17 protein-coding genes are annotated in these 22109 nt (G+C 39.7%); 7 read left to right on the top strand and 10 right to left on the bottom strand.

Annotated features, from left to right (window positions below; all coding sequences use genetic code 11):
- Positions 1 to 12 precede the first annotated feature (12 nt).
- From AC3ITD_RS03080 to moaCB, 4 genes are read left to right on the top strand one after another with little or no spacing between them, the layout of a single operon-like run.
- Positions 13 to 243: a MoaD/ThiS family protein gene (locus tag AC3ITD_RS03080; protein WP_489363898.1), complete on the top strand. Its 231-nt coding sequence runs from the start codon at positions 13 to 15 to the stop codon at positions 241 to 243.
- 1 nt (position 244) lies between these two features.
- Positions 245 to 1342: a ThiF family adenylyltransferase gene (locus tag AC3ITD_RS03075; protein WP_489363896.1), complete on the top strand. Its 1098-nt coding sequence runs from the start codon at positions 245 to 247 to the stop codon at positions 1340 to 1342.
- A 1-nt stretch (position 1343) separates the two neighbouring features.
- Positions 1344 to 1787 carry a molybdenum cofactor biosynthesis protein MoaE gene (locus AC3ITD_RS03070; RefSeq protein WP_489363893.1) on the top strand — a complete coding sequence of 148 codons (444 nt, stop codon included), beginning with the start codon at positions 1344 to 1346 and terminating at the stop codon, positions 1785 to 1787.
- A 3-nt stretch (positions 1788 to 1790) separates the two neighbouring features.
- Positions 1791 to 2699 (top strand): bifunctional molybdenum cofactor biosynthesis protein MoaC/MoaB, encoded by a 909-nt coding sequence (gene moaCB, locus AC3ITD_RS03065; RefSeq protein WP_489363891.1) that lies wholly within the window; start codon positions 1791 to 1793, stop codon positions 2697 to 2699.
- Positions 2700 to 2713: 14 nt separating this feature from the next.
- Here the strand turns inward: moaCB and AC3ITD_RS03060 are convergent, their stop codons facing one another.
- The 4 genes from AC3ITD_RS03060 to AC3ITD_RS03045 all read right to left on the bottom strand — a co-directional run bounded on the left by AC3ITD_RS03060 (position 2714) and on the right by AC3ITD_RS03045 (position 8198).
- Complete coding sequence (locus tag AC3ITD_RS03060; protein WP_489363889.1) at positions 2714 to 3745, bottom strand: S41 family peptidase; 1032 nt, start codon at positions 3743 to 3745, stop codon at positions 2714 to 2716.
- 157 nt (positions 3746 to 3902) lie between these two features.
- Positions 3903 to 6566: a glycoside hydrolase family 78 protein gene (locus AC3ITD_RS03055; RefSeq protein WP_489363887.1), complete on the bottom strand. Its 2664-nt coding sequence runs from the start codon at positions 6564 to 6566 to the stop codon at positions 3903 to 3905.
- A gap of 209 nt (positions 6567 to 6775) precedes the next feature.
- Complete coding sequence (locus AC3ITD_RS03050) at positions 6776 to 7549, bottom strand: hypothetical protein (RefSeq protein ID WP_489363885.1); 774 nt, start codon at positions 7547 to 7549, stop codon at positions 6776 to 6778.
- Positions 7550 to 7616: 67 nt separating this feature from the next.
- Complete coding sequence (locus AC3ITD_RS03045; protein ID WP_489363883.1) at positions 7617 to 8198, bottom strand: Crp/Fnr family transcriptional regulator; 582 nt, start codon at positions 8196 to 8198, stop codon at positions 7617 to 7619.
- A 263-nt stretch (positions 8199 to 8461) separates the two neighbouring features.
- On the opposite strand from AC3ITD_RS03045, the gene AC3ITD_RS03040 reads away from it, so the two are divergent.
- Positions 8462 to 9892 carry a DNA/RNA non-specific endonuclease gene (locus AC3ITD_RS03040; protein WP_489363881.1) on the top strand — a complete coding sequence of 477 codons (1431 nt, stop codon included), beginning with the start codon at positions 8462 to 8464 and terminating at the stop codon, positions 9890 to 9892.
- A 300-nt stretch (positions 9893 to 10192) separates the two neighbouring features.
- Here the strand turns inward: AC3ITD_RS03040 and AC3ITD_RS03035 are convergent, their stop codons facing one another.
- Positions 10193 to 10414, bottom strand: coding sequence for a hypothetical protein (locus AC3ITD_RS03035; RefSeq protein WP_056849651.1), 222 nt, complete (start codon positions 10412 to 10414; stop codon positions 10193 to 10195).
- A gap of 310 nt (positions 10415 to 10724) precedes the next feature.
- Between AC3ITD_RS03035 and AC3ITD_RS03030 the strand changes: the two genes are divergently transcribed.
- On the top strand, positions 10725 to 11777 hold the full coding sequence (locus AC3ITD_RS03030; RefSeq protein ID WP_489363879.1) for a DUF5694 domain-containing protein: 1053 nt from the start codon (positions 10725 to 10727) through the stop codon (positions 11775 to 11777).
- A 101-nt stretch (positions 11778 to 11878) separates the two neighbouring features.
- Positions 11879 to 13216: a TIGR00341 family protein gene (locus AC3ITD_RS03025; protein WP_489363877.1), complete on the top strand. Its 1338-nt coding sequence runs from the start codon at positions 11879 to 11881 to the stop codon at positions 13214 to 13216.
- 183 nt (positions 13217 to 13399) lie between these two features.
- Here the strand turns inward: AC3ITD_RS03025 and AC3ITD_RS03020 are convergent, their stop codons facing one another.
- The 5 genes from AC3ITD_RS03020 to AC3ITD_RS03000 all read right to left on the bottom strand — a co-directional run bounded on the left by AC3ITD_RS03020 (position 13400) and on the right by AC3ITD_RS03000 (position 21935).
- Entirely contained in the window at positions 13400 to 15328 is a 1929-nt protein-coding gene (locus AC3ITD_RS03020) for a TlpA family protein disulfide reductase (RefSeq protein WP_489363875.1), read from the bottom strand.
- A gap of 12 nt (positions 15329 to 15340) precedes the next feature.
- Positions 15341 to 16792, bottom strand: coding sequence for a RagB/SusD family nutrient uptake outer membrane protein (locus tag AC3ITD_RS03015; protein WP_265797723.1), 1452 nt, complete (start codon positions 16790 to 16792; stop codon positions 15341 to 15343).
- An 18-nt stretch (positions 16793 to 16810) separates the two neighbouring features.
- A complete protein-coding gene (locus tag AC3ITD_RS03010; RefSeq protein ID WP_489363872.1) occupies positions 16811 to 20047 on the bottom strand; it encodes a TonB-dependent receptor in 3237 nt (1078 codons plus the stop codon).
- Positions 20048 to 20275: 228 nt separating this feature from the next.
- Complete coding sequence (locus AC3ITD_RS03005; RefSeq protein ID WP_489363870.1) at positions 20276 to 21274, bottom strand: FecR family protein; 999 nt, start codon at positions 21272 to 21274, stop codon at positions 20276 to 20278.
- Positions 21275 to 21353: 79 nt separating this feature from the next.
- Positions 21354 to 21935, bottom strand: a complete 582-nt coding sequence (locus tag AC3ITD_RS03000) for an RNA polymerase sigma factor (protein ID WP_489363868.1) — start codon at positions 21933 to 21935, stop codon at positions 21354 to 21356.
- Positions 21936 to 22109 lie beyond the last annotated feature (174 nt).

Raw genomic sequence — 22109 nt, 5'->3', positions numbered from 1 at the left:
ATTTGATTTAAAATGGAGATAGAAATCATCAGCTTTGGAAAAATATCAGAATTCATCAGCAATCAAAAAATGACCATTGATTGTGGAACGACTGATGAGTTGAAGACACACCTGGAAAATATTTTTCCGCAGCTTGCGGGAATGAAATACAAATTAGCGCTGAATAAAAATCTCGTTCAGCAGAATAGTGAGATCAAAAACAGCGACAGCATTGCAATTATGCCACCATTTTCAGGAGGATAAAATGAATACGGAACGATACCAAAGGCAAATTATTCTAGGTGGATTCGGTATTGAATCTCAGCAGCGCTTAACCGAAGCGAAAGTTTTGGTTATCGGTGCCGGCGGTTTGGGTTGCCCTGCGCTACAGTATCTTGTAGCTGCGGGTGTTGGCTGTATTGGCATTGCCGATCATGATGTGGTGGAACTTTCCAATCTGCAAAGGCAAGTCCTTTTCGGGATGGATGATATTGGATTACCGAAAGCGGAAGTTGCGGCAAAACGGCTTCAGCAGATGAACCCAGAAACCGAGTTAATCCTCCATCCTAATTTGGTTAACAGAACAAACGTTATCGAAATCATTTCTGGCTATCATCTCATTTTCGACGGAACAGATAATTTCGAATCGAGATACTTGATTAACGATGCTTGTGTCTTGCTTACAAAACCATTGGTTTTTGCTGCCGTTTCTGGCTTTGAAGGGCAAATTGCTATTTTCAATGTGGCCAACGAGTTTGGTATTAGCACCAATTATCGCGATTTATTTCCTGTTCAACCGGGAGCCAATGAAGTTCCTAACTGCGCCGAGAATGGTGTTTTAGGTGTTCTACCAGGAATTATTGGAACGATGGCGGCAGGAGAAATTATTAAATTACTTACGAAGATTGGCAAACCGCTAATTAACAAATTACTCCATTATAACCTGCTCAGTCAGGAGCAATATGAGATCAATATCAGTTCTTCAGATGAATATCAAAAAGTAACAACACAAGCCGATTTAATGAATAATAATATTGAGAATCCGATACAAAGTTACATCGAGATTGATGCTGAAAGGATGATGGAGCTGAGTAAAAAAGATTCTACCCTAATTATCGATGTTCGGGAGCGGCATGAATTCCCGAGACTAAATGCCAACACTTTCCAACAAATTCCCATGTCGGAATTTGATAGATTTGCCTCCTCGACCATCAAGGCAGATCACATTGTTCTTTTTTGCCAACATGGCATCAGAAGTGTTGCAGCAGCAGAAAAACTGCATCAAAAATATGGTGATACAAAAAGAATATACAGTTTAAAAGGCGGTATCGCTAAGTGGAGAAACCATTTTTTAACTTTTTAGTATGAGCGAAAAGAAAATCAAAAATATATTTGTCGACGGCCCGGTTTCACCAGAATTTATAGCCAAGAGCATCGCCAACCACAATACCAAAACCGAAATTGGTGGACATAGTATTTTCATGGGACAAGTGAGAAAGGATGAGATTGACGGAAAAATCGTTTCAGCAATTGAATATACTGCATTTGAAGACCTGGCATTAAATAAGATGCACGAAATCAGGGAGGAAATTTTTGACAAATATCCCCTGAGTTGCATGCACATTCACCACAGTTTAGGCACAGTCGAAGCTGGTGAAATTTGTCTATTCGTATTCACCTCTTCGAAACACCGTAAACCTGCTATCGAAGCCTGCAACGAACTGGTAGAAAGAATTAAATCAGAACTTCCCATCTGGGGAAAAGAAATATTTGCTGATGCAAGTCATCAGTGGAAAGAAAATATTTAAAAAATGGTCAACATCACAAAGAAATCAAATACCTTAAGAAAAGCGATTGCAAGTGCAACAGTTCGAGTTTCCAAACAAGAAACCATCGATGCTGTGGTGCAAAGAAAAGTACCTAAAGGTGATGTGTTCGAATTCGCCAGAGCAGCCGGTCTATTTGGTGTAAAACGCACTAGTGATGTCATTCCAGATTGCCATCCACTTCCTGTTGAATATACTTCCATTACTTTTGAGATTAAAGAGATGGAAATTGAGATTTTGGTTGAGGTGCATACCATTTACAAAACTGGTGTTGAAGTCGAAGCCATGCATGGTGCTTCAGTTACGGCGCTAACGATGTATGATATGCTGAAGCCCATTGATAAAGGCATCGAAATTCAAAACATCAAGTTACTTGATAAATCTGGTGGAAAATCAGATTTGAAAAACAAAAAATTCGCTGAGCTTAAAGCTGCTGTGGTCGTTTGTTCTGATTCGATTTTTCAAAAGCAAAATGAAGATTTATCGGGTAAAGCAATAATTTCCAGGTTGGAACAGTTTGGAATAGAAACCTTAAAGTACGATGTTGTGCCCGATGATGTGGATGCAATTAGAAAGGTGGCTACTGAACTTTCTAATGAACAGCATCAGTTATTGATTTTCACAGGTGGTACGGGTTTATCGCCACGTGATGTTACACCCGAGGCTATTACGCCACTTTTAGATCGCGAAATTGAGGGCATTATGGAAACCGCCAGGCGCTACGGACAAGAGCGAATGCCTTATGCCATGCTTTCACGCGGTGTTGCTGGCTTTATTGGAGATACGCTGGTACTGACTTTGCCAGGATCGAAAAACGGAGTTGAAGAAACAATAGATGCACTTTTCCCACAAATACTACACTTATTTAAAGTTAATAAGGGGCAAAAACACTAATGAACGACAGGTTTTTATCCTTCGCCTTTAAAAAATTCAATTGCTTCTTTAATATTTCCATCGGTTAGCAAATCATCGAAACGGTCTTGCTTTGAAACCGTAATATCGGGAACAATATTTGGATGATAAACGCCATTTCTATCACTGTAATAAGAAGTTGTTAAGGCCATTGTCGCATCAAATGGAAGCGGCCAGTAAATATTAGCGGTTGTGGCACCGTAGGTAGCTTCTCCTATAAATTTAGTATTTGGCCTCCCTTTAAATGCAAACGCTGTTACCTCTCCAGAGCTGGCCGTGAAGACGCCTGTCAAAACAGCTACCTTTGATTGATCTAACAATGCTCCGTTTGGTCTAATGTATGACATCTTCTTATTTCCAAATAGATAATTGCCCGCTCTTAATTCATCTACACTTTGGAGTTTCTTATTCACATCCATTACGCCCCAAATTTTATTATCTCCCAGAAAATCATACAAAGCCAAAAGCATTGGCATAGAATTTCCGCCGGTATTGAAACGTAAATCAACTATCCAACCTTCAATTTTATTATTGTTTTTAATAGCGGCTATCTGGTCATACATCGGCTGAGAAATTTTGTGAATGTTTTCGGCGCTCAAATCGAAAAAAACCATTGCAGGCATTAGAATGTAGCCATATTTTTCTCCAATCACTTTTGCCTCAAAGGCAGGCTTACTATCGTACTTTTTCTTCCATTGCTCGCTGTAAGCATCTTTCGAAACTATTTTACCTTTTGCGGCATACTTTTGTTTTTTGTAATAAACATTACAATGAGTTGCTCCAATTTGCTTAAATAGAAGCGGTAGTTCATTTAATGATTGATTAAAATTGCCGTAAGAGGTTAACTTTTTGTTTGTTTCAGATTCAACTGCTGACCAATTTACGCTTCCCTTATGTAAGTATTTCTTTTTTAAGGCTGAAAAAACTTCCTTATAAAATATCGCAATACTATCCTGGCTTGTCTTTTTCTGAGCCTTTAAATTAAGAGAAGCGCTTAAAACAAATACAAGCAACAAAATTCTTTTCATCAATTCTTATTCAAAAGATTAATCAGTGTTCAGCTATTTTAAAACGATCAACGCAAAACCGCAGAACTTTATGAATCAGACGATTTTTTTAAAAGAATGGTTGCAAGTTGTCTTCTGGAAAGCTTTTCAATCGTATAATACAATGATCAACAACAAGCTATCTCACTTCGAAAGAATAGCTACCGGCTGAAATATTGATGTTATTAGCAATCAGCTTTCCATTTAAGTATACTTTTTTCCCATTTGTAACGGGAATTTCAACATTAGCTGTAGCATTCGCCGGAACCTTAACATCGTACTTAACACCCTTGGCATTCCGCTTCCATGAAGATAAAATGGTACCGTAAGGGCTCTCGTGACTGGCCGTAAAATGATCTAAACCTGTAACAAAATGTGGTCGTAGAAGAATGTTTTTAAACCCAGGGTTTTGTTCATCAATTTTGATTCCGCCGATCCCTTTAAAGAACCAGGCACCTATTTCACCAAACATCATATGGTTATCAGAAATATCTCTTGTGGCTTTCATATCCCAGTTTTCGAGCAAGGTAGTCGCACCGTTTACAATCCACCAACCCCAGCCCGGGTAAGTATCCTGCGAGGCCAGCTTGTAAGCCGTTTCGGCTTGTCCATTGTCGCTTAGCGCATTTAAAACCGCTTTGGCCCCTAAAACGCCAACATCTATGTGCATACCATCTGCAGCTACTCTTTTCGCCAAATTTTCGGCAACCCGCTGGCGATCGGTATCAGCTACTATATTCCATTGCAAAGCCATGCTCAATTCTGTTTGCACTCCCGAACCGTAAATTCCCGTTTCCGAATTGAAGTACTTATCATTGATGGCTTTTTTTATTTTTGCCGCCAATGCGCTATAAGTTAAATAATCGTTCTGGTGATGAAACAGTTTTGCCGTTTTCGCTAAAATATCAGCATCCACATAAAAATAAACCGATGAGGTGTACTCCAGGTTCGATGTAGATTTTACAGGTACCCAATCTCCCCTGCCAAAACTTGTTAAACCATCCTTACTTGTGCTGTTGATGTAATTTACGTACTGTTTGATGTTTTTATAATTATCTGCAAGCGCTTTAGTATCGCCATAAAACTGGTAAATATTCCAGGGAATGATGGCAATGGTGCTGGTCCAATCGGTCCCATTTGCGGTGCCGTAACCCCATCCGCCTGTTGGAATGATATCTGGTAAAACACCGTTTGGCTGCTGCTCATCGCGGTGGTCACCCATCCATTTCTCATAAACCGTTACGGCATCGAAATTGTACAGGCCAGTTTCTACAGCAAAGTGCCCGTCGCCCGTCCATCCGTTCTTTTCCCGTTGAGGACAATCCGTTGGAAAGCCAAATAAATTTGATAAATAGGAGTTGTTTGTTGCCCACCAAATTTTATCAATTAATGGATTTGATGATGAAATTTTGCCTATCGCAGGTACATCGCTGTGCATAAAATAACCCACTAAACTTTTTTCTTCCAACTTAATAACCTTGCTTGAGGTAACCTCAACATACCTAAAACCTTTGTAGTTAAACAAGGGCATAAACTCTTCTTCGCCACTGCCTTTTAAAATAAAAATATCAGTCTGAAAGGGGTCTTTATCATCTTTAGGGCGATAATAAACATCGATGTTAGATAAGTCTGCATGCCCATTCGAATCCAACCTTTCTGCATGTTTTAACCGAATTACTGTTCCTTCTGATCCTGAGACTTTTAGTTTTGATACGCCGGCGATGTTTCTTCCCAAATCAAAAAGATAGGTAGTATCATTAAATTTGCGCAGTTTTTTTGTCGTTATTTCCTCTACGTTCCGAATGGGATGCATGCTTTGTGCAACAATGTTTCGGGAAGGAGAAGCCCTTAAAGTGATACCTTTCCATTTCGAATCATCAAAATCTACGGTGTTCCAGCCTTTTTGTTCAAGGCGGGCATCGTAATGTTCGGCGGTGTAAATATTGTTCGATATAATGGGGCTCAAACTCGTTTTCCAATCATTACCCGAGGTTACGATATCAGTTGAACCATCGGTGTAAGTAATCCGAAGATCGAGGCAAAAAGTCGGCCGTGCTCTCCACGGTGCTTTATCAAAATTCCAAACCGCTAATGCCTGATGATTGTACCAGCCATTCCCTAGCAACACACCAACCGCATTTTTTCCCTGTTTAAGCTGTGCTGTAACATCATAAGTTACATATAAATTTCTTCTATCAAAACGGGTATACATGGGATCTAAACGATGATTACCTACCTTTTTGCCATTTAAGTATAGCTCATACAAACCCGATGCAACAATATACGCCCTTGCTGATTTAATTTGTTTACCGGAATTAAAAACTTTTCTGAAATATGGTGCCGGTCGGGTATCAATGTCATTTCTGTCGCTAATCCAAGTGCCTCGCCAGTTTTCCATCCCCATCATACCTGTTTCAAAACTTGAAATGCTTGAGGAAATCAGTTTATTATCTTTGTCAGCTACCAAAACCCTCCAGTAATACTTTGTAAACGGCCGCAAAGCCCTACCCTTGTAAACCGCTAAGCTGCTGCCTGAGGATATTTTACCCGAATCCCAGTTAACATTAAGCTTCCCCGTTAGGTTAAGGGAGTCGGTGCCCACAATAACTTGATAGCTTAATTGCAAAGCGCCTCTTCTATCGTCATTCATCTTCCACGATAGCCTTGGCTCTGGATTATCAATACCAATGGGCCGCACCAAATGATCACATTGAAGACCAATTATTTCTGCTGCAGCAACAACTTGTATTGTCAGCGTGAATATGAACGAAAGGAGAATTAATGTGCTTATGGATTTATTCATCGTTTTGATGCTGCTATTTGATACCTGATTAGTTTGATTTGGTTAATAAAAGCTTGATGGAAAATATAGGCTCGAGAGCAAATAAAATCACATCAATCGTTTTAGCAATGGCTCGAATATAAAAATATTAAACTCAATTATCTTCCAACTATCGATAATAACGATTGTCTCTTTTTTGTTTCAATATCAAAACAAGATTTAATAATTCTTTATGCGAATCCATTACCGAGCAATGCATAATAAAAAAGTAAGCTTACAAAGACAAAATAAAACAACCCAAAAACGAGGACTGGAACTTTATTTTTGACCCCGAAAATCCAGACGAAGGCAGGCAAAAGTTGTAAAGCGTGTAAGCCAAAAAAATGTGCTATTCTTAAATCTCCATGCTTTATGCTCCAGTTAAAAAACCAAATTCCCTGCCCACCATCGGGAACGCCAACGGTATGCGCCATCCGTTGACCGATAAAGCCACCCTGAAAAGCAAAAAAAATAGAGATAAGTAACCCTAATCTAATGGCCCAAATCATAGTTTCGGGTAATGCTGATGATAACGGTTTAAAAAACCGGATCGATAAAGCGAGCGAAAATATCGTTTGTAAAATGATAACAACCCCCATCAACGCATATAATATGATATTATAGGTGCCTGTCTGATTGAAGTGAGATAGCTCGCCCCTCGCCGCCTGAGTGGCAACACACAGCATCTCGAAGCTCATTGCAAAAACAGTAAACTTGACAAAATATTTTTTAATCTTCTCTCCCTCGATGTAACCCAGCAATACCACCCAGGTAAGCGAATAAATGGCTATGGAAAGCGCAAACTTAAGTGGCTTGATCCATAAATTGATGCCCAGCACTACCCGGTTTTCAAAGGGCAATAGTACCAGGAAAAACAGGGCCAACAACAGGTGAATAACACCACAATAAAATAATAACTGAGTAGCACTTTGGCGATGCCTGATTAAATTCAACAATGTTTTCATTGGGGCAAAATTGCTCAAAAGAAAAGCATTCAAAAATAACCTAGGTTACTTATTTCTGTTCACCGTTTTAAATTTTCCTGCCCGCGATATTTCTCCTTATTCGACTTAAACTTTGAGGGTGTATGCCCAGGTAGGTGGCCACATGTTGGATTTGTATTCTTTTCAATATTTTCGGGTAGGCTTTAATAAGATTAAGATATCGCTGTTCTGCAGACAAATTGGCGAGATCATACCGGGAGCGCCCAATACTGATAAAAAGCTTTTCGGCAATCAATCTTCCAAAGCGCTCGAACCTGGCGCCCAGCGAATAAAGCTCCTGCATATCGTCATAGCTGAGGCAATAAATTTCAGTATCTTCCAGGGCCTGGATAAAACTGGCCGAAGGTTGCCGCGTCAAAAAGCTTTCATAGTCACCAAGCCACTCGCCTTCAAAAGCAAACCAATGGCTTTGTTCGCCTTTTTCAGTGACGGTGAAATATCGCAATCCGCCACGATTGATAATAACCATAGACTTGCAAATATCTCCGGTACTGAGGATAAATTCATTCTTCCTTATATTTCGCCGTTTGAGGCGTTTCATAAACAGAAGGAGTTCCTCCTGATCAAAATCAACCAGTTCAGTTAAAGCACTGATGACATTTTCGTCCATAAACCGCAGCTACGTTTTGCGTAAAGATAAAATGTATTTATGATAGATCATCAATCGGAACTCCTTAATAAAGCGGATGGATTTACAATCTCAAATTAGCAGTTATCAAAACTTTTAAACGGATGACCTCCCAATGTCCTGACGCTACTTACCAGGCTTTCTGCTGTTGAGAACTAACTGAGCGACGAGTCCATTTTGTTTATACCTTCGCCTTTTATTTTAAATGATCTAATTAACGCATCCCAATAGACATTTAAAAAACAATGAAATTTAAAAACATCCCAATCTATTACGGATTTGTTGCAATCCTGCTGCTATCCGCGTGTTCGAAAAAAACCAACATTACAGACGAGCCAACCCTCCCATCCAAACCACCTACAACCTATTCCATTACCGAAACTTTCGAATCTGGTACTAAAGGTGCCTACGCATTAGACAGTGTTCAGCTTTTAACAGGGAAATGGACTATGAGTGATGCCCTGATCGGCAACCTTGCCGCCGATGCCAAAAACGGCGCAAAATCGGTGAGGTTGAGAACGGGTTACCTCTCCATGAACTTTGACATCGCAGGCGCTAAAATGATTTATGTTTCTCATGCCAAATACGGTACAGATGCCAACTCCATCTGGCAACTTTTGGCCTCAACAGACGGTGGCAAAACCTACGCCCAGATGGGTGCAGATATTGCCGAAACCAGCACTACTTTGGTAACCGATTCGTTCAAAGTAAGTACCACCGGTAAAATTCGTTTTCAGATTAAAAAAGCCGGTACCACAAGAATCAATATTGATGACATTATTTTTAAAGGCACTGGCGATCCAGGTATTACGGTAGGTGCACCTGATACTGATCCTGCAGATAACGGAAACTCCACTACCCCAACCCCTGGAAGAGGAACACCAGAAGCTGGTGCCGATGCCCCACCTGCTGGAGGCGATAATTCCAACTTATTATTTGGTAATCCTTCAGGCGCCCTCGCTTCAGTTGTCTCCGCAGAGAATTATCTGATTGATCAAAAATATTATGTAGAAAGTTATAGCATGACCCGCGGTATTCCGAACTGGGTAAGCTGGCATTTAGATCCAAATAACTTTAATGGAACGGCAAGCAGAAAAGATGATTTCGCTTCATACACCGGACTCCCAACAAATTGGTACCAGGTACAAAGCAATAGCTATTCTGGCTCTGGTTTCGATAGAGGGCACAATTGCCCGAGCGGTGACCGCACCAGTTCCAGCACTGCCAACTCCGCAACTTTTTTAATGACCAACATGATCCCGCAAGCACCAAACAACAACCAGAAAACCTGGGAATCGTTTGAAAGTTACCTTCGTGGCCAGGCATTAAATGGTTATGAAGTTTATGTGATTATGGGAAGCTATGGCACCGGTGGCATTGGTTCGGCAAGCGCATCGGTAGTCAATACCATCAACAGCGGAAAAGTAACTGTTCCTGCAAACGTGTGGAAAGTGGCTGTACTTTTGAAAACAGGTGATAACGATTTAAGTCGTGTAACTTCTTCAACCAGGGTAATCGCCATCAATACACCCAACATCAACAGCACCAGTGCAAGCTGGAAAGATTACATTGTATCCGTAAGAGAAATCGAAGTTGCTACAGGCTACAATTTGCTTTCCAACTTACCGCAAAACATCCAGGATGTAGTGGAAAAGGTGAAAGATCCGGGTAACTAGTACATAAAAATTTTTTTCTAACTGAAGAGGCTGTCTCATAAATCAGTTTATCTTTTAATCTTGTCACGTTGAGCATGTCGAAACGCCTCAAAAAGCACATTTCGCAAGCCCTTGGACAGGCTCAGGATGACATTTTTTATTTATGATACAGCCTCTTTCACTGTGAAGCCTGAATAGTGATTAATAAATACTTGCCTGATCATCCATCACTATTTGTATAAAGTGATTAATATTTACCTTAAGGAATAAATAGTTGAAGCTATCCCTTCATCAGCCGATGAAAACGCTGGCTAAGACACATTACTCACTCATCATAAAATTCGCAATCCTTGCGAAGATAAGATCGTGGATGCTAGAACCGTCGACGCGGTAAAATTCACCCATTCTTTTTTGTATGTAACCTTTAAAAGATTGATTAATCATAATTCGATATAATCCTTCTTCACCTTTAACACCACTAATCACGACCACTTCACTCCCGATTTTTAATTCTTTTAACGTTGTTGCTGCCTTGAAATTCATAAGGCAAAAATTACTAAATTATTTAGCATAAAGAAAAGTGTTTATCAACATAGTTTAGAAAATAATAAACCTATAGGGGTTAGAAAGTTGGTTCACAATAAATCTCTTTGCTTCGAAATTTCTTATCTTTAACTCCACAGCTATGAAAAAATTAAGTTTACTGTTTCTCTTCTATTTGCTCTTAGCGCTCCGAACTATCGTTGTGCACACTCAAAAGCCTTATCGCTTGAAGATGCCATCGACCAACTGCAATGCTATCAATTCAAGTTTCTTTGTATCATTTTAACCTTTGGGCCGCAAAAATTTAAACATGAAATATGTATTAATTTTAATCCTAACATTTTCGTTCAAATCTCAAGCACAAAAACTTGAGATTTTGTTGATTGGGGTATCTCATAACTACAGCAAATATCCCAAACAGGATTTTTCAAATATCTACCTGAAAATAGAAAAATTTCAACCGGCAGCATTTTTTGGTGAATTCCTCAGTAAGGAAGATGAACAGAATGTGATGGATTATTGGTGCAAAAAAGACAACCTTAACAGGCTGAAAATACTTCGTCAAAATAGAAGCATAGATACGGCGGAGCTCCCTAAAAAGATCGACAGCTTAAACGCAATTATCAAACTCAATCCGGAAGACTTTAAGTCGAGAACCGACCTAGCTCATGCATATTACCTGAACCAAGATGTAGCTAACGGCCATTACCAATATTGGAACGTACTTAACGGCCTACAACAGCCTGAAAACTCACCACTTCAGGAATATGTTAATAAGCTATTGAGCCCAGAGCAGGATACTACCGGACGAAGCATGAGGCGTTTGAAAACCTCGGAATATGCAATGATTGCATTTCCAATGATGCTAAAGTTGAAGATAACCGAGCTTAAAGCAATGGATTGTCAGGATTTTGACTTGAATTGGAATGCCTCATGGGCAGCATCTGATGCGAAGTTCAGTACATTTAGAAAGGATACTGCAAAGTTGTTCCGACAGGAATTGAAATCTTATCTGGCAGATATTAACAAAGGCTTTGAACGTTATAATGAGATAGAGAAGTCATCCCGAACGGTAACCGAATGGCTCAACACTGAAGAGGCTTCAAAAATTTCTGCATCGGGTGACTTCTATTATTCTGAAATGTACAATATGAAAGGTTTTCCGAAAGAAGAAATGCTTTCAAAAATACATTGGTGGTTGATGAGAAATCAGGGAATGTGCAATAATGTCGTCAGGCGCTCAAACGCATTGGGTGTTAAAAAAGTGGTAGTATTTGCAGGTGCAAACCATAGAAAATACATGCAGGATATTTTCAGCCGCATGCCCGGGGTAAGAGTTCAAAATATTAATGAGTTTAAATGATAAACAAGAAAATTGAATATAGCAAACACAAAATAATAACATACCTGAGATCACCCAAACGGGCGAGGATTAAAACCCTTACAATAAACAAGTACGATACTATGGAAAATAAAAGTGATGATATACGAGGGGCGATAAAAATTTTCATTGCGAAACGCTTCAATTTGCACATTGATAAGGCCAATGAAAGTGAAGTGGTGGATTCGATTTCAAGGAACTCCATCTTTGTAGGTGGCCCGCTCTGGACACTTATCTTTGCGATCATTATCGCATCCGTAGGACTGAATGTGAATTCCACAGCAGTGATTATTGGTGCAATGTTGATTTCTCCGCTCATGGGTCCAATAATGGGTATAGGCCTTGGGATTGCAACTAATGACTTTGACCTCGTTAAAAAGGGAGGAAGAAACTTACTTATTGCCACTATCATTAGCATTATTACTTCAACCATATATTTTTATATTACCCCGCTACACGAGGCGCAGAGCGAACTGCTAGCCAGAACCACTCCTTCTATTTGGGATGTATTCATTGCTTTTACAGGAGGTCTTGCAGGAATTATAGCCGCCACAAGGAGAGAAAAAAGTAATGTAATACCGGGCGTAGCTATAGCAACAGCGCTGATGCCGCCACTTTGTACAGCTGGCTACGGCCTGGCAATGGGAAATTGGCTTTATTTTTTTGGTGCGCTTTATCTGTTTTTTATCAATAGTATATTTATCTGTATCTCTACTTATCTTATTGTAAGGTTTTTAAAGTTCGACAAAAAACATTTTGAAGACCCCGGGGTAGAGAAAAAAGTATCGAGATATATCCTTATCAGTGTTCTTGTCACTATCATTCCAAGCATTTATCTCGCTTATGGCATTGTCCAGAAAAGTATTTTTGAAAGCAATGCGCAGACTTTCATCCGTGAACAGTTCAATTTCAAAACAACACAGGTGATTAACCGAAACCTTCGTTACTCAAAGGGCGAAAAAGAGATAGACTTGTTGTTAATTGGCGCCGAACTTCCACAGGAGCTCGTAGATAAAATAAAAGGTAATCTTACAAACTATAAGCTGGAAGGAACGAACTTAAAAATAAGACAGGGACTTAACGCCCGGCAAGAAATTGATTTTTCACAAATAAAGGCGAGTATAATGGAAGATGTTTTTAAAAAAGAACAACAACCAGGTAAAACTGTCAAAATTGATAAATTTTCTCAGCCGTTGCCCGAGATTAGGGCTGAATTGATTCCCCTTTTTCCAGAAATCAAAAGCTACGTGCTTTCTCATGTTATAATCAACCGGTTGGATACGCCAGTCAAAGATACACTAACACTGTTTAGCGCCGAAGTATCGAAAATGCCTACAGCTACAAACCAGCTTCGCATACGTTCTTGGCTGAAAGAAAGACTGAAGGTAGATACTGTTAAAACGATATTTGAACCGAAATAAAATATACTGTTGTGATTCATTTATCATTTGATCCTTTGTCTTTTTAAATATTTATTAAAATCTATTGTAAAGTTATTTGTCTAAATAAGATTTACAATTCCATTACGGCGGTGATATCTCTCAGGTGAAACATTGGCCCATCAAAACTTATGGGCCAATGTTCATTCACGGATGATTGATAAACTATTTCCCCATGGATTTATCGTTAAGCAAAATTGAGATTTCCACGTTAAGTTTCTTTTGTAATATTTCACCTTCAAATCCGATGGTTCTAAACTGCAACTTTCCAGCCTGATCTATTACCGCAATCGTTGGTATCACCGTAAAACCTACCTTTTCGCCAATATTCTTATCGTTATTAAAGTAAACAGGAAACTGGTACTGTGGGTTTTGCTTCACCCATTTTCGGGCATCTTCAATAGAATTATTTGATCCACTGTTTACCACCATAAACATCACGTTGGGGTTATTTTTATACTTTTGATAAACGTTATGGAAGTAGGGCATTTCTTGCATGCAGGGAACACACCAAGTAGCCCAAAAATCAAGAATAACAATCTTTCCACTCATCATTTCTGGAGTAACTGGCTTGCCTTCCAGGGTTACCAATCCGGTTAATTCTGGTCCAGGTTTATTCATCATCAGCGTTTTTGTCTTCGCGGTAAGCTGAGCGATTTCAAGTTGTTCCAATTCCTGTACCTTTGCCTTAAATGCATTTTCAGCGCCATTGTGTTTTAAAAAGTATACCTTAGCATCTTTTAAAACTACTGAGTCTGTAGGGTTCTTTACCAGTAACGTCCATAGCGTTTTGAAGGCCAGCTCATTTTCACCAAGTGCTGCAAATACACTTGAGCTGTTGATTAATGCTTCTCTTCCATCAGAGGTTTTTATTGCTTTATCTGCCAGCATTTTAGCTGAATCGGTATTTTTAAGGTGAAGATAATTTAAAGCTTTTAGCGAATATAGCGCTGATTTCGCTTCCGCTACAGCTTGTTTCCTAACGCTATCAGGAACATAGGAAGGAATGTAGCCAAATTCGGGAAAGTATCTAATAATACCTACCGGCCACTCCCCGGCATTTGACAGCGCTTTATCTGCGTAGCTAATGGCTACTTCGGACGCTATTTTACTGGATGTTAGTTTTGATGAAATATTCTTGAAAGTTTCAGGCGTGTAAGGAGAGGATTTAGCATATAGTTTTGAAGCATGATAGAGCGATTTTGCTACGTTCTTTGTTGAGGCATAATATTCAAAAAGCATTTTATGAATACTTTCTGATCCTTCCTCACCAAGCTCATCGCTTTTTTTCAACAAAGCTTCTAATTTGGCCACTCTGATTTTGGGATCTTTCTCTTTTGCAATGATGTTAGCTCGAAGATCTTTTGATAGATCGGCCTCTGGAAAACGTTCCATAATCACTCTTCGAACCGAATCCAATCTGGTTTTTTCTCCGATCATCAGATAGCCCATCGTTACCAGATTAACATTTCCTGGAAGAGTAGGATTTTCTTCCAATTTAGCAGCGATAATTTCACGGGCTTGCTGCCTGAATCTTAATTTGTCTTCAGATTGCGTTGCCATTGCCATTTTTACGACAAGCTGGGCGACTTTAGCTTCATAGTTATCCGGATTATTGATAAGCTCCTGCTTTAACAAGGATAATTTGTTCGCCTGTAGATCTGGAGACTTGGGCATTTGCGCTGAAAGGCTGTAAGACTCATGTAGCAAGCTATTTTTAATCCGCTTATCGTTACCATCGTAAACGGGTAGCGTATATTGTTTATCTGCTGCTGGCTTTTGTACCTGTTCTCCACTCTGCAAATAAAATGTAGCAAATGTGGCAAACCTTCCTGCAGTAAAGCGGGCGACCCACACATTGCCTTCCCGTTTCATTGGCATTTTCCATGGAAGATCGTAAAAAGTAGAATAAGTAAAAACAAGGGTTAAGGAAGGGGCGTCAGCTGAAATCTTTGAATCTGGAAGCCCAGGCTCATAGGTAATCGTAACTAAATCTCCACGCTTTATTTTGGCAGGCTTTATCGACAAGGATTGACCCTGTGACTGCAAGGTTGCAGCCAACAGAATTAAAAAGGCAAGAATTGAATTTTTCATAGTAATAAGATCTTAATTATAGCCAGGATTTTGAACCATATTTGGATTGGTACGCATTGGCTCATTTGGAATTGGGAACAAAATAGCTGTTGATTTCCAGGTGGTTTTGCTTTGCGATAATACATCATCTGCACGGGTTTTACTTGCATCGCCTGATAAGCTTTTCCATCTTTTTAAATCTAACCAGCGGTGTCCCCATTCAGAAAATAGCTCTACCCTTCTTTCCTGTTCTACTTGTGCCATGGCTGCCCCTTGTGATGAGGCAGTTGTTAAAGGCGCTAAGCCTGCCCGGTCGCGGATGACGTTGAGGTCATCTTTTCCTTCGGATAATTTGTTGAGCTGAACTCTTGCCTCAGCACGGATTAAATAAGCCTCGGCAAAACGGAGTACCATAGAATATTCTGTCGCAGCAGCGCCCGCTGCACCAACCCTCACTTTATATTTGAATGGATAACGATGAACTACCGTTGGTGCGGCAGCGGTTGAATATTCTCCAACCCAGTTTGTAAAGCGTTTATCCCCGGCTTCAAATGCATTTTCTAACCCTAAAGCCCCTTTTGTAAGCCGGTAAAAAGGTGCACCTGTAGAAATCAAGGTATTGCCTTCCCAGGTATTTCTTCCTCCAAGTGTGTTCACCACCTGGAGCTGCCAAACGGCCTCGTTGCTGTTTTTCAAAAAGGATTTACTCATGTGGGCTACATTATTAGGGTCAGCATTTTTTAAAAGAGAATACTGCGAAGTAGTTGCAATTACCTCACTGGCCTCAGTTTCTGCTGATGCATTATTCCCCACATAGAGGTATACCCTTGAAAGTAAAAGTGTAGCAGCAGTTTTGTTCGGGCGGATCCGTTCACCGTTGCCAGGATAAGCCAGTATCAAGAGTTCTTTAGCTTCTTTCAGATCCTGAATAATAGCTGCATAAACTTCTGTCTTGAGCGTTCTTGCCTTACTGGTATTATTTAAAACATCAGTATTTAAAATTAACGGTACATCGCCAAAAAAGTTAACCAGATAGAAGTGGCAAAAAGCCCTGATAAACTTGGCCTCCCCTAATAACTGAGTCTTAACCGCAGGGCTTAAAGTAGTAGAAGCATTAACGCCTTCTATAACGGCATTTGCACGGTAGATAAAATTGTATGGCGAGGACCACATTAAACCCACATAAGTATTACCAGGAGTAACTGCGTTATTTTTAAATTCATCAAAATTTGCAAGTGCCGAAGAATATATAAACTCATCGGCAGCCATTGCATTAGTGAAACTGGTAAGTACGTTGGCAAACTGATAATTGAAAGCATTCATATCACTGTAGATTCCAACCATAGCTGATGTTGCGGTGGCATCGGTAGTAAAAACACTACCGGTGACCAACTGATCTTTTGGATCTTCTATGTCAACATATTTTTTGCAGGATGAAGCTGAACTCAGAACTGCAATGAACAAAATATAATAGATAATTTTCATTTGATTTGAATTTAAGGGTTAGAATGATACCTGTAAACCTGCTGTATAGATACTTAACGGTGGAAGCGAGTAGCCTTTTGTCTCAGGATCAAATCCATCATATCCGGTAATCGTAAATAAATTCTGAGCCTGAAGATATAGGCTAATGTTATTAAACTTCCAGCTTTTCAGCATCTCTGAGAAATTGTATTTGAGCGAAACATTCTTCAATCTAATAAACGAAGCATCTACCCAGTTTGCATTCGAAAGGCGATAGTTATTCTGGTATGCGGTGTAAATAGCTTTACCTGCGGTTGCACTTGCTCCCGGCACCGAAGTTTGGTTCCCAGGGGTCGTCCACCGGTCTAAAGCACTAATATCTTTATTTCTTAGCGGATAACCATTGGAATAGCTCAGATAACCATAATTTAAACCAGGCCCTTCCTGTTTTACGAACTGAACAAAAAACTCAAAGCTGAAATGCTTGTAAGTAAAACTGTTTTGCATACCACCATAAAATTTCGGCATACTGTTTCCAATCACAACCAAATCTGCAGGATCTGAGATGGCCTTATCTCCATTCAAATCGCGGAATTCGGGGACTCCTGTGGCAGCATTAACACCCAGAAAATCAAACCCCTTTACAATGGCAATAGGTTGCCCGATAACGAAACGGTTGGCATTTGCCGAGTTTACCAGATTTGGATATTCCAGCAATTTAGTACGGGCGAAAGTGATGTTAAATGAGCTATTCCATGAAAAATGCTCCTTTCGTATATTAACGGAACTCAGTTCAATCTCAAGTCCTTTATTTTCTACCAAAGCGGGAAGATTCGCCTGGTATTGCGTAAACCCAGATTGAGAAGAAAGCGTACTTCCAATCAATTGATTATTAGATCGGTTTCTATAAAAGTTTGTTGTTAAAAGTAATCTTTCATTAAGAAATCCTAGATCCAGGCCTGCCTCAAGCTTTCTGTTTACTTCCCAACTGTAATCCGGATTTGGAAAACGGCTTGGCGTTATACCACCTATTCCACCATAAGGGTAGCTGGTAGGCGACCAGCTGTCGAGAAACTGATAATCTCCGATTTGATCATTCCCTACGGTTCCGAAGCTCCCTCTAATTTTACCAAAGCTTAAAAACGAAACGTTATCCTTAATAAAGGATTCATTGCTAAACAACCAGGCAGCCCCTAAAGCACCAAAATTCCCAAATCGGTTATTAGGACCGAACTTTGAAGAACCATCTCTACGAAATGTTCCATTAACAATATATTTCTCGTCCCAATTATAAGTTAAACGACTGAAAATTGATGTATAGCGGTATTTGGTATAGCTGTAAGTTCGGGGCGTTATTAGCGTTGCCGCTTTGATATTATCGAGCTGCTGATCACTTACGTAACCACTCCCCACAAGCGATTGTGTTTCCCTCAAGCTATGCTGCCAGGTTCCTCCAACTAAGGCAGAGAGTTTGCCTTTACCCAAGTTTAAATTATAATTCAATTGCGGTTCTACAATATAGGAATTGAGCTTTCCATCGCCATAATTTGCTGAACTGCCACTATAAGTTAGCGGATTAAAGCCCAACTTCGGAAAAGTTTGTGTTTGATCCATGTTCATCTTATTAAAACCTGCACTAATTTTTGCATTCAGGCCTTTTATAAGTTCATAGCTCAATGTAGTATTCCCAAAAATATTAGTGGTATTGGTAATATTGGTCCGCTCGAAATAGGCCATAGGATTTTGTTCATTTCCAACCCAGTAATAATTTCCTTGTAGATCGTAAATAGGAAAATTAGGCGCCAAATTGAAGAAACTTGTCACATCGCTCGGTAAATTATTGTTTTCATCCAGTGTATATTTCAAAGAACTTGTAAACTGAAACTTTTTATCCAGTGAGCTATGGTTCAATGAAAGGTTTAAAGCTCCCCTTTTATAACCAAGATCACCAGGAAGGACTGTTTTTTCATCTCTGAAAGTTCCGCTAATCAAATAATTTGTTTGCTGATCGCCCCCTCTAAAACCTAATTGTAATTCGGTTAAGTTTGCTGATTCTCCGATTAATTGATCTTGCCAGTTTTGATCCAAATTCTGATCCCAAAGCAGTAAATCCGGCGCCTGGGTTTCAGTTGGAGTAACCGCGTCATTAGCGTAAGCTTCACGTCTCATTTTGAGATACTCAGCGCCATTAAGCATTTTTACCCTTTTATTAATCGAAGAAACACCGGTATATACATTTGCATTAAATTCAGGCTTACCAGACCTTCCTCGCTTTGTGGTAATCAGTATCACGCCGTTAGCACCTCGAGACCCATAAATAGCAGTTGCATCTGCATCCTTTAAGATATCAATCTGTTCAATATCGGCCGGGTTAATACTACTTAAAGGACTTTGAGTGCCATTGGCAGCGTTTAGGGTCGATAAGGTTTCTGAGATAAACGGTACACCATCAACGATGTAAAGTGGATCATTCCCAGAGGATATAGAATTTTGGCCTCTTAGTCTTACGGTATAACCTGAACCCGGATAACCCGTTATCGCTGAAATATCAAGTCCGGCAACTCTGCCCTGCAGGGCTGCTAATGGGTCAGTAACCGGTTGATTGGCAATCTGTGCCGCAGTTACAGAGGTCACTGATCCAGTGTTTGCCCTTTTTGTTGTGGTACCATAACCAATAACTACAACTGCATCCAGTGTTCCAACATCAGGTTTTAAGGTAACAACAATTGCTTTCCCGCTAATTACCTGAATCTCCGAACTTGCATATCCTATATAGCTGAATACCAAAACATCATCATTGGAAGCCTGAATCCTAAAGGCTCCATTCCCATCAGTAATGGTTTGTATGGGCTTACCCTTAACCTTTACCGAAACGCCTGGCATCTCTACTCCTTTTTCATCTTTAACAACGCCCAATACTTCTATTCTGGAAGTGATATTTCCCTTTTGAGCGATATTGGGTCTGGAAATAATAATGCTATTGTTAACTACTTTATATTGCAGGCCATTATATTCAAATAGTTCATCAAGTAGTTGTTTGATCGATCTGGTTTTTGCTTTCAAAACCGGCACATTTAACCCTGCAATTACCTCTTTGCGGTAGGCGAAACGAAAATCAGTTTGTGCCTCAATGGTGGAAAATGCGTCCTTTATGCTTGCTGAAGGAAAGCCCGAGGAAATTTTAATTTCCTGGAGATCTTGCGCCAGGACAGGCGTTGCAAATAAGCTCCCAACAGTCAAAATGGAAATCAGTATTAACACTGCATTTACTTTCATAAAAAATCTCAGTTTTTTAATAATAGGTTGGTAATAAGTCAATAGTGGTTGACTTGCAAAAGGTGTATATTTATAATACATTGCAAAAGTTTTAAGTTGTGGTTTGATATAATTTAGAACATTTGTAAGCCCCGGTAGCCGCCGGGGTTTACTGCTTATCATAAACTAATCTAGGTTGGGGTTAAATTTTTCTTCATTTACTTGTTTGGTTGGTTTAATAGTTGATAATTAATTCTCGCAGCCAGCGCCGTCTATAGTAAGCAGGTTTCCTTTCAAGCTGAAAGTTGCGCCTGTTATATTCGATAATACATATGTAACTTGGCTAAGATCATTACGATTAAGGAAAGCCGCTGTAAACTGGCATCTTTTAACCTTTTCGTTTTTAAATAATACGGTAACTTTAAATCGGCTTGCAAGCATTCCTGCGGCCTGCTCAAGTGTAACATCGTCCATAATCAAATCTTTCAACTTCCAACTGACCACCTTTTGCGCATCGATACGAGTCTTGGCCGCAGTAAGTTTAGTTGTACTCCAGATCAATTGTTGATTAGGCGTAAGAACTGCCAGTGTTTTGCTCTCATTTCGCACCATCACCTTGCCACGGGCAACGGTTACAGTGATGGCCTTAGCATCTGGATATGCTGATATATTAAATGCTGTACCTAAAACTTTGGTTGTAATTGCGCCGGTATGAATTAAGAATGGATGTGCCTCGTCATGAGCTACATCGAAAAATGCCTCACCAATCAATGTGACTTCTCTGCTGTTTTTTCCTTCAAAGCTGCCACTGTATTCAAGAGTGCTGTTTGTGTTTAGATGCACCGATGTACCATCAGGCAACTTTAGCCATTTGCGCCCACTTGGTTTTGTTTCAGCAACTTTAGCACTTTGTTGTTCAGTTTTCTTATTACCGATATTCAACCGCTGGAAGGTTTGATAACTGATAAAAGAAACGAGTAGCATTGCCGCAGCATAACTAATCCATTTGAATAAATAAGGCTTCTTTTGGTTAATACGAGATTTTATTCTCCGATAAAGTTCCTCTTCATTTTGAAGCTCAATTCCCGTTGCATTATTTTCAAAACCAGCCTCTAATTCTTTTAATGCTGCCTGCCATTCCTGCTCATATTCATCTGAGGCCGATAAAGCTAGTACCCTATCTATCTCCTGCCATGTAGCACGGTTTTGCAAATACTTTAGAAAAAGCTCCTTGATCGAATGTTCCAATTTGTTTGTGTTTAATAGTATAACACCTAACAAGCTTGGTACATTTACTCTTGATGAAAATAAATTATTTGAAAAGAAATTATGACTTAAATACCAGCAGTAAAAGCAGGGCACCGTTCCGGAGCAGATAGGTTTTTATCGATTTAATTGCCCTCACCATCTGACTATTAATGGTACTATCCGAAATGCCAAGTTTTCCTGCTGCTTGTTTATAGGAAAAGCCCTCAATATGACAGAGCTGATAAATCCGCTTACGCTGAGGCGGCAAGGCCGAAATGGCATGATCCAGAAACTCCTTAGTCTGTTTACGCTGGGTATATGCCAATCCATCTTCACATGTATCGTATGCATGACTGGCAATTTCATCGGTAAGCCATTGTTCTCTTCCAGCTTTACGTATAACATTCAGAGCAAGGTTACGGGCAATGGTATAAAGGAAGGCATTGAGAGATGTATCGTCTTCAAGCGTGGGAGCGCTCTTCCAGAGTTTTACAAAAACCTCCTGAACAACATCCTCTGCAACTACCGGCGATTTGAGAATGTTCAAGGTGAAAGCGTATATTTTTTTCACATAGAGCTTGTAGATTGCTGAAAAGGCTTCCTCATTGCCCTGCTTCAAAGCAATCAACAATTCTTCCTCCGTCGCCTTAACTACATGCATAGTCTACAAAATTAATAGAATAAAATTAAATTCATAAAATATCTCCTTCGTGTTAAACAACTTAAAAGAAAAACCCTATCGCTAGATATAAGAACAAATTTGATATCTGAATAGGAGTTTTAAGTAAATAAATAACAATTTCCACATTTCAATCAATTAAAAAAGCCAAACAGA

This window comes from Pedobacter sp. KH_004, from assembly GCF_057840755.1.
This window is presented reverse-complemented; position numbering and strand designations above follow the sequence as displayed.